Here is a 1,467-nt window from a genome sequence, read left to right on the forward strand (position 1 = left end):
CGGCCTCCTGTTCCTTGATCATCCCGATAATCTGCGCTTCGGTAAAACGGCTCTTCCTCATACGTCTGCTCCTCTGTCGGCAGACTCTACATTAGAATGAGGGAACTCTCGGGGGGCAGGTCAAGCGCAATTCAGATAACATCCGTTGCGACAAACTCATAATGGAAACTACAGCCTGTCGCCTGAATGGTCGCGAAGCGGCGCAACCCGCACTAAAGACCAAAACCGATGGCTTTTCGGTCTTCTACACCCACCCGCGCACAGGTCTCATAAGACTGGTCTTTCAACTCGTTGACCAAGCGGGGACCGAGCGGATGAGTATGCGTGTTGCTTCACCCGCGATCATGCGCAATAATACGGCCCTGCTGTAATTCCAGCTTGGGTATGCTGGAGCCATGTCAGATGATGTTCAGATCGCTACATAACTCAAATCGGATTATCATGGACCACCAAAAAAAAGTAATAGATTCGACTGAAGATAAATTCGAAGACAATGATAGTCCGAGAAAGTCGATTCAATCGGTTGAAATTGGAGTAAGAGTCCTCCTGGCTTTGATGAAGAAGGGGGAGGGGGCGTATCTCCGAGAAGTCGCTGAGAATTCCGGCCTATCTCGTAGCCAAGCTCATCGTTATTTGCTGTCTTTTGTCAATACCGAAGTGGTCGAGCAGGACCAAAAGAGCGGACGATATTCGCTAGGGAGCTTCGCAGTACGTCTGGGCTTGGCGGCGATGGCCCGACTGGACACCGTACGGATAGCTAACATGCATTTGGAGAATGTGCTGGCAGAATTGAAGGCCACGGGCTTGCTCTGCGTTTGGGGCGACTACGGTCCGACGGTCATTCGGTGGGTCGATGGAGGAATGCCGCTGTCTACATCGCTGCACACGGGGTCAGTCCTTCCGTTGCAGACGTCATCGACCGGCATCCTCTTCTTGGCGTATTGTCCCCGAGCACAGACTTGGGAACGGGTCAAACTGGAACGGGCGGAAGGCATTATTGTTGATGACCTCAGGCTTGAGGCCCTGATTGACGAGGCGAGGCAACTTGGTTTCGCGCGTACTTTCGGAACTTTCGTGCCGGGACTATCAGCCGTGTCAGCGCCGATCCTAGACTCGCAAAATCGCTTGGTTGCGACGGTAAGTGTCCTAGCCCGCTCTCAACATAAAGCGGTTTTCAGCGAGGCCAAGATGGCAAAAATTATCGAGGCAGCGCAAGGCGCAAGCAGGGCGCTCGGCTGGCAGGGCTAGCCCGGTCGCAGAAGGGTAATCTGAGATTCCTGTTGAGATGAGGCAACGGCATGGTCATGAGGAGCAAATCAGGTGAGGCAATGCGCAGTTCACCTACTAGCCCGTATAATTCATCGCGTTGTTGATCGGGCGTCAGGATTTCGGTTTTTGGTTGGAGGCAGGCGCGGTGCATCACTCCCGGGGATGAGCCGAAGGTCGGGTATGTTGAGGCTTGCGGGT

The 1,467-nt window shown here is 53.8% G+C and carries 2 protein-coding genes; both read left to right on the forward strand.

Annotation, left to right across the window (positions count from 1 at the left end; genetic code table 11):
* The first annotated feature begins 161 nt into the window (after positions 1 to 161).
* The gene (locus tag HHL08_RS25235) at positions 162 to 371 is read left to right on the forward strand and encodes a hypothetical protein (protein WP_169575584.1); all 210 of its coding nucleotides are present in this window, start codon (positions 162 to 164) and stop codon (positions 369 to 371) included.
* A gap of 70 nt (positions 372 to 441) precedes the next feature.
* Complete coding sequence (locus tag HHL08_RS25240; RefSeq protein ID WP_096064112.1) at positions 442 to 1,248, forward strand: IclR family transcriptional regulator; 807 nt, start codon at positions 442 to 444, stop codon at positions 1,246 to 1,248.
* Positions 1,249 to 1,467: the final 219 nt, after the last annotated feature.

The organism is Sphingobium psychrophilum (genome assembly GCF_012927105.1).
In the GTDB taxonomy this organism is placed as follows: domain Bacteria; phylum Pseudomonadota; class Alphaproteobacteria; order Sphingomonadales; family Sphingomonadaceae; genus Sphingobium; species Sphingobium psychrophilum.